Origin of the sequence: Nocardia carnea (assembly GCF_029869215.1) — a bacterium.
In the GTDB taxonomy this organism is placed as follows: domain Bacteria; phylum Actinomycetota; class Actinomycetes; order Mycobacteriales; family Mycobacteriaceae; genus Nocardia; species Nocardia carnea_B.
Genome location: NZ_JARWPM010000336.1, coordinates 1 through 11,293 on the forward strand (window position 1 = coordinate 1; position 11,293 = coordinate 11,293).

An 11,293-nucleotide genomic window follows, 5' to 3' on the forward strand; every position below is an offset into this window, starting at 1 on the left:
CTTCGAGGGCGTCGGCGTCGTCGGGGGTATCGCCTACCGCGTTATCGCGCGGGCGCTGCTGATCGGCGGTTTCGGGGGGGGGGGGGGGCGCCCGGCCGGGGGGGGGGGCCGGGAAACCGTGGGTTTTTTACCCCCGCCGCCCCCCCCCGTGCGCGGGGCCGGGCCCGGGGGCCCCGGCCCCGGCGCTGGGGGGCCGGGCCGCGCGGGGTTCAGAAACCGGCCGAGCCGGTGGGTGCCGGCGGCACCATCCGCCAGGGGCCGCAATTGCTGGTGAGGAAGCCGGCGTCGGTCGGTTTCACGGTCACCCGGATCGGGCCGAGCCTGGTGTAGTTGTTCTCGATGATGTACTGCATATTCGTGTTGTCGCCTTCGATCCGCCACAGGCGCCGCCAATCGCAGCCCTTGGCCGGATCGACGGGGCCGGGTGATTCCCAGGTGCCGGGCCGCATATCCACGCCGACCCGGTAGACGCCGTCGTCCGGTATGAAATCGGCGGGTTCCGCCGCCGCGCTACCGCTGCCCAGCACGGTCGCCGCCGACAGCAGCGCGGTGGCGGCCAGCAACGTGCCTGCACGCATTCGATACTCCTCGATAATTCTGTTTCAACTGTTGTGCATACGAGATTCCCCGCGATCTCCCGGCATGATTTACCAGAATCGTCATCCCTATTTCCGCGGAATCGCGAGTTTTCCGCGATTTCCACGAAAATCGAACCGGTGAACGGGATATGCGCCGACGACGGAATTTGAAACGAAACCAATTCTTTCCGAATGCCCCGGGCGGATCCGGTGCGTGGCACTCAGTAGGGTGGTCGCGTGGCTGAGCGCATACCCGTGGTGATCGTGGCCGGCTTCCTGGGCGCCGGGAAGACCACGCTGCTCAACGATCTGCTGCACAACCATCGCGGCACCCGGATCGGCGTGGTGGTCAACGATTTCGGCGCCGTCAATATCGACGCCATGCTGGTGGCCGGGCAGGTCGACGCGATGGTGTCGGTGGGCAGCGGCTGCGTGTGCTGCGCGGTGGACGTCACCGAACTCGACGACCTGTTCACCCGGCTCACCGATCCGCGGGCCGGTATCGATGTGATCGTGGTGGAGGCCAGCGGCCTGGCCGAACCGCGCAACCTCGTGCGGATGGTGGTGGGTAGCGAGAACCCCCGCATCCGCTACGGCGGTCTGCTCGAAGTGGTCGACGCCGCCGAGTTCTCCGCCACCCGGGAGCGGCATCCGGAGCTGGCGAGCCATCTGCGCCTGGCGGACCTGGTGGTGCTCAACAAGGTCGACCGCCTCGCCCCCGGGGAACTGGACCGGCTGCGCGCGGAAATCGCGACGATCACCGAGGGGGCGCCCGTATACGCGACCACCCGCGGCCGGATCGACCCCGGCCTGCTGTTCGACCCCCGCGACCCGGCCGCCCCGCGGCCCGGTGAGCAGCTGAGTCTCGACGAATTGCTCTTCGATCACGACCACCACCACGACGGGGACGGCCACCGGCACCTACACGACGAATACACCAGCACGGTGTTCAGCAGCGGCACGCCGGTGCATCCGCGCCGCCTGGTCGAGTTCCTGGAGGACCCGCCGCCGGGGCTGTTCCGCGCCAAGGGTTTCGCGACCTTCGCGGTGCCGGGGGCAGACCGTTTCGTGGTGCATCTGGTGGGACGCGCGATCACCTTCGAACCGGTGCGCGGCGGGCGGGCACCGCGCACCGAACTGGTACTGATCGGCACGGGCCTGGACACCCGCGCGGTACTCGATCGCCTGGGCGAGACCGTGCACGCCGGACCGGAGCCGCTGACCGAGCAGGATCTGCTGGGAGTCTGGCGTTATGTTCCCGAGGAGGTTACGGCGTCGAGTACGGTCACCGAGGGAATGTAGGCCGAACCGGCCGGTGGCACCGGCCGGGCGGCGATCAACCGCAGGCGTTCACCCATTCGGACAGCCCGTCGGCGAACATCTGCCGTTTCCAGATCGGCACCTCGTGCTTGATGCGGTCGACCAGCGTCGAGCACGCCGCGAACGCCTCGGCGCGATGCGGCGCCGCCACCGCGGTGACGATCGCCAGATCACCCACCCGCAGATCTCCGACCCGGTGCACCGCCGCGACCGGCAGACCTGTCGATTCCGCTACCGCGGCACAGCATTCGCGCAGGAACCGGGTCGCTTGCGGATGCGCCGAATATTCCAGGGCCGATACCGCCTGCCCCCCGTCGTGATCGCGGACCACACCGGTGAATACGACGACCGCGCCGTGACTCGGCCCGCGCACCGCGGCGTCCACGACGGTGGGATCCAAAGGGCTGTCACTGATCTCGGCCAGGCGGACCCCGCCGGCCGCATCCGGTGGCTGTGCAGATTCTTCAGGCATGAGCGCTCTCGTTTCCCCTCTCGGCACGCGGTGCCACAAAGCCGCTCTCGTGCGACCCGCCGCCGGCCACCTGCGCGAGCAGATGCGCCAGCAGCGGTTCCAGCACCGCGATACCGTCTTTCACGCCACCCGGTGAGCCGGGCAGATTCACCACCACCGACCGTCCGGCCAGCCCCGCCACGCCGCGGCTGAGTGCCGCGAGCGGAAACTTCGCGGTACCGCGTTGCCGGATCGCCTCGGCCACTCCGGGCAGTTCCCGGTCCAGCAGCGCCGCGGTCGCCTCGGGGGTGTGGTCGGTCGGTGCGGCGCCGGTTCCGCCGGTGGTGACCACCAGATCGGGTGCGGCGCGCAAGACCTCGGCCAGCCCTTCGGCGATATCGGCGTCCGCGTAGACGAGCGGGCCACGCGTCGTGTAGCCGAGTCCCCGCAGCCACGCCACCAGCTGCGGTCCGGTGGTATCGGTACGAGTCCCCGCCGCCGCCCCCGTGGACGCCACCACCACGGTGGCGGTGCCGCGCGCCTCGGTGCCGGATGCATGCTGTCCCGCTGCGCCGGTGTAACCGGGTGCCTCGGAACCGGCGCCGGTTGCCTGCGGTCGGCCGTTGTCGCCGGCATGACCTCCGGGTGCGGAGGCGGCGTCAGCGGGTGCCGGGGCATCGGCCGTGGGCGTGCGGGTGTCGCCGCCGGGTGGGTGCGGCCGAGGGTGTTCGCCGGTGCCGGCGGCGTTCGCCGGGGTGCCGGTGGCGGGCGTCCGCGGGGGCAGGGATGCGCCTGGCGCGGTGCGGGCCGGGGGAGTGGCGGCCTGGTCCGTGGGTTCCGCGGGGGCATCGGGACGGGTCCAGACGCCGCGTTTACCGCCCTCCTTGGTGAGCAGCCGGACACCGTTGAGCACCGCGGCCGGGTCCACCGCTTTCACCATGTCGTGCAGGGTGAGTCCGGCGACCGCCACCGCGGTCAGCGCCTCCATCTCCACTCCGGTCGGGCCGGTGGTTTTCGCCGCCGCCTCGATCGTGATCGCGGAATCGGTGAAACCGAACTCCACCTTCACCGAGGAGAGCGCGAGCTGATGGCACAGCGGAATCAGTTCCGAGGTCTTCTTGGCCGCCGCGATCCCCGCCAGCCGGGCGGTGGTCAGCACATCGGCTTTGGGCATGGTGTCGGCCCGCACCAGCGCGACCACTTCCGGGGTGGTCTGCAGTTCCCCGCCCGCCACGGCGATCCGGGTGGTGTCGGGTTTGGCGCTCACGTCCACCATCCGGGCCCGGCCCTCGGAATCCACATGCGACAAATCGCTCATAACGTCCACACTCGCACAGTTGCCCCGGCGGGCAGTTCGGTAACCTCCGCCGGGATATCGATCAGCACATCGGCCGCCGCCATACTCGCGACCAGATGCGATCCGGGCCCGGACACCACCTCCACCGCGCGTGGCCGCGAACCCTTCCACACCAGTTTGCCGCGCAGGAACTGCCGCCGCCCCTCCGGCGACCGCCGGACGGCACCGAGCAGCGGAAGGTCGTATTCCGGTACCGGCCCCAAACCCGTCAGCCGGCGCAGGATCGGCCGGGCCAGCACCTCGAACGACACCACCGCGCTCACCGGGTTACCCGGGAAACTGAGCACCGGCACACCGTCCACCACGGTCAGCCCCTGCGGTCCGCCCGGTTGCATCGCCACCGGACCGAAATCGCCGCCCAGCGGGATCAGCACCTCCCGTACGACCTCGAAATCGCCCTTGGACACACCACCGGTGGTGATCACCAGATCCGCGGCGGCGGTCGCGGCGCCCAGCAACCGGCGGAAGTGCGCGGGGTCGTCACCGCTGTGCTCCACCGCGGATACCGAGACCCCGTTGGCGGTGAGCGCGGCGGCCAGCGCGATCCCGTTCGAGTTGTAGATCTGCCCGGGGCGTAGCGCGGTACCCGGCGCGACCAGTTCGTCGCCGGTGCTGATGACGACGGCCCGTACGGGACCGAACACCGGGAGCCGCGCGATCCCGGCGGCGGCGCACGCCGCGATATGCCGCGGCGCCAGCATCGTCCCGGCGGCCACCAGTTCGGCACCGGCCCGCACATCGCTACCCGGTTCCCGGACGAATTCCCCGGCCGCCCGCCCGCGGCCGATCCGGACGGTATCGCCCTCGGCGGCCGTATCCTCCACCGGCACAACACAATCCGCACCGGCGGGTAGCGGCGCACCGGTCATCACCTTGCGCGCCGTACCGGGGGCGAGCGGGTGCAGACCCGGATCACCGGCCGCGACCACCCCGGCCAGCGGGAGCGCGACCGGCGTGACGGCCACATCCTGGGCCCGCACCGCGTACCCGTCCATCGCCGAATTCCGGAATACCGGCAGGTCGATCGGCGCATACGTATCCGCCGCGAGCTGGCGACCGAGCGCGTCGGCCACCGGCACGGTGTCGACGGGCCGGGCGGCCAGCGGACGCAACAGTTGTTCGATGGTGTCGCGGTAGTCGTCCGCCGACCGGACCGGGGGACTGGCGGGCCGAGAGATCATGCGCTCAGACTAATGGCGGCGGCCGGGCGGGCGTCGCCGTATCGCCCGTCGTCCGCGGCCGCCCGCCACGCCCGCGCGATCGCCGGGCCGGGCGTTATGTGGTGATCCGGTGCGGGAGGGTTACGCGTGGCGGCTCGGCGGCCATAATGGGGGTGTGACGCTGGTCGATATGGGGATACCCACTGTGCGGTCCGGGCGCCCCTCGATGGCCGGGCGTCCGGAGACGCCGCTGCTCGTGGACCGCTTCGGCCGCACCGCGCGCGACCTGCGGGTTTCCATTACCGAGAAATGCTCCCTGCGCTGTACCTACTGTATGCCCGAGGAAGGGCTGCCCGCGATCCCGGCGCAGGACCTGCTCACCGCCGCCGAGATCGTCCGGCTGGTCACCCTCGCGGTGCGTGAGCTGGGTATTCGCGAGGTCCGGTTCACCGGCGGGGAGCCGTTGATGCGGCGCGATCTGGAAGAGATCGTGGCCGGCTGTCATACCGCGGTCCCGGAGATTCCGCTGGCGATGACCTCGAACGGGATCGGGCTGCGGCACCGCGCCGCCGGTTTGGCGGCGGCCGGGCTGAGCCGGGTCAATATTTCCCTCGACACCGTGGACCGCGCCGGTTTCGCCCGGCTCACCCGCCGCGACCGGCTGGAATCCGCGCTGTCGGGTATCCGGGCCGCCGGTGCGGCCGGTCTGGCACCGGTGAAGGTGAACGCGGTATTGATGCGGGAAACCCTCGACGGCGCCCCCGACCTACTCCGCTGGTGCCTCGACGAGGGTTGCGAACTGCGGTTCATCGAGGAAATGCCGCTCGACGCCGACCACGAATGGGCCCGGGCGAATATGGTGACCGCCGCGGAACTGCTCGACGTACTCGGTACCCGCTACCGGCTCACCGCGGCCGGCCGCGAGGATCCGTCCGCCCCCGCCGAGACGTGGCTGGTGGACGGCGGCCCCGCCACGGTCGGCATCATCGCCTCGGTCACCCGGAAGTTCTGCGACACCTGCGACCGCACCCGCCTCACCGCCGACGGTATGCTCCGGTCCTGCCTGTTCAGTGATCAGGAATTCGATCTGCGCGGTGTGCTGCGCGCGGGCGCGAGCGACGAGGAGCTCGCCCAGCTGTGGCGCGGCGCGATGTGGCAGAAATGGGCGGGACACGGTATCGATGCCGCCGGTTTCGTCCCGCCGGAACGCACGATGGGAGCAATAGGTGGTTGAGGTCCGCTATTTCGCCGCCATCGCCGACGCGGTCGGTAAGGATGCCGAAACCCTGGACCTACCGCCCGGCGCCACCGTTGCCGACCTGCGCACTCACCTGGCCGCCGCCTACGGTCCCGACCTGGACAAGATGCTCGCCGTCTGCGCCTACCTGGTGGGCGACGAACTGACCCGCGACCCCACCGCCGCCCTCGCCCCCCGCGTCGACGTCCTGCCGCCCTTCGCCGGCGGCTGATCGCCCGGCCGGATCCCGAGCCGCTCCCTCCGCGGGACCGAGTGCGCCGCCAGGCGGTTCACCGTGTCCGAGTTCGTGGTGTGGGTCCTGCACGGGCTTCCCGCCGCGCGCCGAGATTTTCCGGGCCGGAATTTCTGCGGCCCTGTCGAGGAAACGTATCCCCGATCGTCGTTTCGGTGAGAGGGGTATCGGACCCCTCCGGTACGCGGAAGGATGACGTTATGTACTACCTGGCATTGCTGGCCGGCAAAGAGGCCGAACCCGCGGCGCGGCCGGGGTCGGCGGAATTCGACGCGGAGGTCGAACAGTACGCGGCATTCGACGCCCGGGTCGCCGAGGTCATCGCCGGTGGCGCCGCGCTGTATCCGTCGGAGGCCGCCGTCACCGTGCGCCGCGACGGTGCGGACACGCTGGTCACCGACGGCCCGTTCGCCGAGGGCGCCGAGGTCGTCGGCGGGTTCTATGTGTTCGACGTGCCCGATCTGGACGCGGCGATCGAGCTGGCCCGGCAACTACCGGCAGTGGCGACGGGATCGGTCGAATTGCGTCCGCTGGTCCAGTGGCAGCCACACGACGAGCCCGGTCCGGATTGGTGGATGGCGCTGCTGTGGGAGCGGGCGGATTCGGCGCTTACGCCCGGCACCCCGGAGTGGGATGCCGCCGTCGCCGAGCACGAGCGGTTCGGTGCACAGGCCGGGCCGGTGCTGCGCGGTGGCGGCGCCCTGCAACCGCCCACGACCGCGACCACCGTACGCGGATCCGGCGGAGCGCCGCTGCTCACCGACGGACCTTTCACCGAGACTGCAGAGGTGGTCGGCGGCCTCTACTTGTTCACCGCCCCGGATCGCCGCGCCGCGACGGAGATCGCCGCGCAGATCCCGATCGGCCCCGGGGGCGGCACCGAAATCCGGAAAGTCGTTGATCTCCCGGCATGAGCGGTGTGCGGGCGGTCGATCTCGACGGCGTGTATCGCGCCGAGTTCGGCCGCGCCGTGGCCACCATCGCCCGGTTCACCGGGGATATCGACCTGGCCGAGGATGCGGCGCAGGAGGCGTTCGCGATCGCGTTGCGCACGTGGGACCGTGACGGCGTTCCGGCGAACCCGGGTGCCTGGATCACCACGACGGCCCGCCACCGCGCGCTGGACCGGCTGCGCCGGGAGTCCGCCCGCGCCGGGAAGGAGCAGGAGGCGTTCTCGGCGGCGCCGATGTCCGCGGAGATCGAGATGAACGAATTGCCCGACGACCGGTTACGGATGATCTTCACCTGCTGCCATCCCGCGCTGGCCCCCGAGGCCAGGGTGGCGTTGACCCTGCGATTGGTATGCGGTCTGCGGACCGCGGAGATCGCGCGGGCCTTCCTGCAATCGGAGGCGACGGTGGCGCAGCGGATCAGCCGCGCCAAGGCCAAGATTCGCCGTGCCGGGATTCCACTGCGGGTCCCGCCCGCGCATCTGTTGCCGGAACGGGCACCGGCGGTGCTCGCGGTGGTGTATCTGATGTTCACCGAGGGCTACTTCGCCACCTCCGGTCCCGTCGCGGTGCGCGACGAACTGTGCGATGAGGCGCTGCGCGTCGGGCGTCTGCTGTGCGCCCTGTTACCGGCCGCGGAGCGTGCGGTGCGGGCGGAGGCGCACGGGTTGCTCGCGCTGATGCTGCTCACCGACAGCCGCCGGTCCCAGCGCCGGACCGCCGACGGCGAGCTGATCCCGCTGGCGGAGCAGGACCGCAGCCGCTGGGATCGTACGGCGATCGGGGCCGGGTTGAACTGCCTGCTGGTCGCCGCCACGGGCGGCGGGCCGTATCTGGCGCAGGCCCGGATCGCCGTGGCACATGCCGTCGCGCCGAGCTGGGCGGCCACCGACTGGCACGCCATTGTCGCGGCCTACGACGAACTGCTCGACTACACGCCGTCGCCGGCGGTGCGGGTGAACCGCGCGATCGCCGTGGGCTTTCGGGACGGTCCGGACGCGGGCCTGCGGGCGCTGGACGAACTCGCGCAGGACAGCCGAATAGCCGGTGGGCAGCCGGTCGCGGCCGCGCGCGCCGATCTGTACCGGCGGGCGGGACGGCTCACCGAAGCCGCGCAGAGCTACCGAGCCGCGCTGGCGGCCGCCGGAAACGAGGGGGCGCGGCGTTATCTGCGGCGCCGGCTGGACGGGGTCGAGGCCGGCAGGCTCGGCGTTCGCACGATCCCGGAGGCGGGCCGGCGCTAGGGTATGCCCGTGGTGAAGAGCGCCGCCTTCGATGTCGACACCTATCTGGCCGAACTCCCGGCGGACAGGCGAACCCACGCGACCGTGCTGCGTGACCTGTGCCGCACCGAACTCACCGGCTATACCGAGGTCATGGCGTACGGGATGCCCAACTACCAGTACGGCGGCACCAGTGAGATCGCGTTCGCGGTACAGCGCAACTATCTGTCGTTCTATCTGATGCGTGACGACGTGCGCGAAGCGTTCGCGAGCCGACTGGCCGATCAGGATATGGGCAAGGGCTGCTTACGTTTCCGCGGTCCGGCGGGGCCGGATGTGGAGCTCGTCCGCGACCTGCTGCGCGCCGTGGCCCGGGACCCCGGCGGCCGCGTGTGCTGACCGGGCGGGTCAGCGCCACCAGTCGTCGAGCGGGGTGACCGGGACCGTCCGCTTGTGCCGGGTCGCGGTGAACACCGATTCGATCCGTTCGGCGACCTCCGCGGTGACCTCTTTGCCCTCCAGATAGTCGTCGATCTCGCTGTAGCGCAGTCCGAGCGCTTCCTCGTCGGGCAGGGCGGGGCGGTCGTCCTCGAGGTCGGCGGTCGGCACCTTCGACCACAGCCGGGACGGTGCGCCCAGTTCCTGCAGCAGTGCCGCACCCTGGCGTTTGGTCAGACCCGTCAGCGGGGTCACGTCCACGCCGCCGTCACCGTATTTGGTGAAGAAACCGGTGACCGCTTCGGCGGCGTGATCGGTGCCGACCACCAGCAGGTTCTCCTGTCCGGCGATGGCGTACTGGATCACCATCCGCTCCCGGGCCTTGATATTGCCGCGGACGAAATCGCGTAGTTTGCCGATCTTCAGCGCCGACGCCACCTCGGCCGCCACCGCGTTCGCGCCCGGGCGGACATTGACGACCACGGATTCGTCCGGCGCGACGAAGGTCATCGCCACCCGGGCGTCCGCCTCGTCGGCCTGGACCCCGTAGGGCAGCCGGACCGCGACGAAGCGTGCCTCGCCGCCTTCGGCGCGGACCTCTTCGGCTGCCAGCTGGCACAGCCTGCCGGTGAGCGAGCTGTCCTGACCACCGCTGATACCGAGTACGAAACCCTTTGCGGGGGTGGCGCGCAGATAATCCTTGAGGAAATCGACGCGGCGACGTACCTCGTCCTTGGGTTCGATACTCGGCTGGACACCCAGTTCGGCGATGATCTGATCACGCAGGTTTCCCATGCCGGATCACTCTACTGCGCCGCGCGTCCGGCGACCCGGCGAACCAGGGCTTCCCAGTTGTCGGCGACCTGCTCGCGGGTGTAGCCGAGAGTGCGGATCTGGTGCAGGACCAGCCCGGCCCCGAGCGCGGCCAGCAGCGCGTCGGCGAGCAGCCCGGTGTCGCCGGGAATCGCGGCTTCGCGCAGCAGCATCGTCACATGGGTTTTCAGCACCCGATACGGCTGGCTCGTGTAATGCCTTTCGGGTGACCCGAGCTCGGCCGCCCGGTGCAGTTCGCCCTCCACTTCGATATCCAGCAGGCGGGCCCGCCCGAAGGCGATGAGCCGGTCCACCGGTGGGGCTCCGGGGCCCAGCGGCGGCGGACCGAAGATGAAGGCCTCCTGCGCCAGGGCCTCGGAATGGTCGAGCAGCGCGTACATCAGGCCGGTGCGGTTGCCGAAACGGCGGAATACGGTGCCCTTGCCGACGCCCGCGCGTTTGGCGAGGGCGTCCATGGTGAGCGCGTCCACGCCGTGTTCGCGGACCAGGTCGCGGGCGGCGTCGAGCAGCCGGCGGCGGTTGCGGGCGGCGTCGGCGCGTTCGGCGGGCTCCGCGGTGCCCGGCAGGCGGGGGCCGATCGGGTGCAGCGGCCGTATCGATACGACGGAAGGTGTGTCCGCGGCGGCGGGCGCGGAGGGCTGGGTTTCGTCGCCCGGATGGTCGGCAGCCGCCGGCCCAAGGCGCGGTGTGTCGTAGTTCACGGCGGGGGAGAAGCCTCCGGGGAATGTAGCGGACCGTGGTCCGGTTTATCTGGGCAGTGCGATCATCACACAACTAGTACCGCAGGAGAGAACATGAGCCAGACCCGTATCGTCGTCCTCGTCGGCAGCCTTCGTGCCGCCTCGATCAGCCGGCAGCTCGCCGAGGCCGCGGTCGCCACCGCGCCCGAGGGTGTCGACATCTCCATCTACGAGGGTATTGGCGAGATTCCGTTCTACAACGAGGATATCGACGTTGCGGGTTCGGTTCCGGCCACCGCCGAGGCGCTGCGTGACGCGGTGGGCGCCAGCGACGGGCTGCTGGTGATCACCCCGGAATATAACGGGACGCTGCCGGCCGTGCTGAAGAACGTGGTCGATTGGCTGTCGCGGCCCTACGGAGCCGGTGCGATCAGCGGAAAGCCGGTCGCGATCCTGAGCGGATCCATCAGCCCGAACGCCGCCAAGTGGGCGCACGGCGATGCGGTCAAGTCCGTCGGCATCGCCGGCGGCAAGGTTGTCGACGAGGCGCATCTGCACTTCGCCACCTGGGGTGACACCTTCGGCGCCACCCACCCGCGCGAGCACGCCGACACCCAGCGCGAGCTGACCGAGGCGCTGCAGGCGCTTGTCGCCGCGGCGAGCGAACTGGTCGACGCCTGATTCGCCGGTCCCTATGCGAGGGCCCCCCCCGGGTGGGCGGGGGGGCCCGCGGGGGGTTTGGGGGGTGCGGGTGGGGGGGGGGGGGGGGGGGGGGGGGGTTTGGGGCAGGGGGGTACGACGGGGGGGGTTGG

13 protein-coding genes are annotated in these 11,293 nt (G+C 70.7%); 7 read left to right on the top strand and 6 right to left on the bottom strand.

Annotated features, from left to right (window positions below; translation table 11 throughout):
* Positions 1 to 209 precede the first annotated feature (209 nt).
* Entirely contained in the window at positions 210 to 578 is a 369-nt protein-coding gene (locus QH276_RS23310) for a hypothetical protein (protein WP_280401143.1), read from the bottom strand.
* A gap of 237 nt (positions 579 to 815) precedes the next feature.
* On the opposite strand from QH276_RS23310, the gene QH276_RS23315 reads away from it, so the two are divergent.
* Complete coding sequence (locus QH276_RS23315) at positions 816 to 1,880, top strand: CobW family GTP-binding protein (protein WP_280401142.1); 1,065 nt, start codon at positions 816 to 818, stop codon at positions 1,878 to 1,880.
* Between the two features lie 34 nt (positions 1,881 to 1,914).
* Here the strand turns inward: QH276_RS23315 and QH276_RS23320 are convergent, their stop codons facing one another.
* From QH276_RS23320 to QH276_RS23330, 3 genes are read right to left on the bottom strand one after another with little or no spacing between them, the layout of a single operon-like run.
* The gene (locus QH276_RS23320) at positions 1,915 to 2,370 is read right to left on the bottom strand and encodes a molybdenum cofactor biosynthesis protein MoaE (protein ID WP_280401141.1); all 456 of its coding nucleotides are present in this window, start codon (positions 2,368 to 2,370) and stop codon (positions 1,915 to 1,917) included.
* Positions 2,363 to 3,667, bottom strand: a complete 1,305-nt coding sequence (gene moaCB / locus QH276_RS23325; RefSeq protein ID WP_280401140.1) for a bifunctional molybdenum cofactor biosynthesis protein MoaC/MoaB — start codon at positions 3,665 to 3,667, stop codon at positions 2,363 to 2,365. The genes QH276_RS23320 and moaCB overlap by 8 nt, the downstream gene beginning before the upstream one ends.
* Positions 3,664 to 4,887, bottom strand: a complete 1,224-nt coding sequence (locus tag QH276_RS23330; protein WP_280401139.1) for a molybdopterin molybdotransferase MoeA — start codon at positions 4,885 to 4,887, stop codon at positions 3,664 to 3,666. The genes moaCB and QH276_RS23330 overlap by 4 nt, the downstream gene beginning before the upstream one ends.
* 154 nt (positions 4,888 to 5,041) lie before the next feature.
* On the opposite strand from QH276_RS23330, the gene moaA reads away from it, so the two are divergent.
* The 5 genes from moaA to QH276_RS23355 all read left to right on the top strand — a co-directional run bounded on the left by moaA (position 5,042) and on the right by QH276_RS23355 (position 8,928).
* Positions 5,042 to 6,100, top strand: coding sequence for a GTP 3',8-cyclase MoaA (moaA, locus tag QH276_RS23335; RefSeq protein ID WP_280401138.1), 1,059 nt, complete (start codon positions 5,042 to 5,044; stop codon positions 6,098 to 6,100).
* On the top strand, positions 6,093 to 6,335 hold the full coding sequence (locus QH276_RS23340; protein WP_280401137.1) for a MoaD/ThiS family protein: 243 nt from the start codon (positions 6,093 to 6,095) through the stop codon (positions 6,333 to 6,335). Before moaA ends, QH276_RS23340 begins: the two co-directional genes overlap by 8 nt.
* A 221-nt stretch (positions 6,336 to 6,556) precedes the next feature.
* Positions 6,557 to 7,270: a YciI family protein gene (locus QH276_RS23345; RefSeq protein WP_280401136.1), complete on the top strand. Its 714-nt coding sequence runs from the start codon at positions 6,557 to 6,559 to the stop codon at positions 7,268 to 7,270.
* Complete coding sequence (locus tag QH276_RS23350; RefSeq protein WP_280401135.1) at positions 7,267 to 8,550, top strand: RNA polymerase sigma factor; 1,284 nt, start codon at positions 7,267 to 7,269, stop codon at positions 8,548 to 8,550. The genes QH276_RS23345 and QH276_RS23350 overlap by 4 nt, the downstream gene beginning before the upstream one ends.
* 9 nt (positions 8,551 to 8,559) lie before the next feature.
* Positions 8,560 to 8,928 (top strand): iron chaperone, encoded by a 369-nt coding sequence (locus tag QH276_RS23355; protein WP_280406903.1) that lies wholly within the window; start codon positions 8,560 to 8,562, stop codon positions 8,926 to 8,928.
* Positions 8,929 to 8,937: 9 nt separating this feature from the next.
* Here the strand turns inward: QH276_RS23355 and nadE are convergent, their stop codons facing one another.
* Positions 8,938 to 9,762 (bottom strand): ammonia-dependent NAD(+) synthetase, encoded by an 825-nt coding sequence (nadE, locus tag QH276_RS23360; protein WP_280401133.1) that lies wholly within the window; start codon positions 9,760 to 9,762, stop codon positions 8,938 to 8,940.
* An 11-nt stretch (positions 9,763 to 9,773) separates the two neighbouring features.
* Entirely contained in the window at positions 9,774 to 10,397 is a 624-nt protein-coding gene (locus QH276_RS23365) for a TetR/AcrR family transcriptional regulator (protein WP_280401144.1), read from the bottom strand.
* Between the two features lie 198 nt (positions 10,398 to 10,595).
* Here QH276_RS23365 and QH276_RS23370 point away from each other — a divergent pair, with 198 nt between their 5' ends.
* Positions 10,596 to 11,162, top strand: a complete 567-nt coding sequence (locus QH276_RS23370; RefSeq protein WP_280406904.1) for an NAD(P)H-dependent oxidoreductase — start codon at positions 10,596 to 10,598, stop codon at positions 11,160 to 11,162.
* The last annotated feature ends 131 nt before the right edge of the window (positions 11,163 to 11,293 follow it).